Origin of the sequence: Benzoatithermus flavus (genome assembly GCF_037908215.1) — a bacterium.
Taxonomy (GTDB): Bacteria; Pseudomonadota; Alphaproteobacteria; order Geminicoccales; family Geminicoccaceae; genus Benzoatithermus; species Benzoatithermus flavus.
The window spans coordinates 447-685 of the sequence record NZ_JBBLZC010000094.1; positions in this window are offsets into that span (position 1 = coordinate 447).

Below are 239 nucleotides of genomic sequence, written 5' to 3' on the forward strand. Positions count from 1 at the left end.
AGCTATCGATTACGGGAAAAGAGGCTCCAAGAAGAAAAACAGAAGGATCAATGAAAGGTCCTTCTGGGGAATTTTAAACCGGCGATTTTGGGGAAAAAATAATCGGCCTTGACAGCGTTGGCAGAGCTTCTTTTTTTATTCAAAAAAAATTTACATAAATCAAAAAATAAGTTCAGATGGTTTTTACAAAAATGGATTACGATGGAATAGAAAAAGAGGAAAGGGGAGAAAAGAGGATG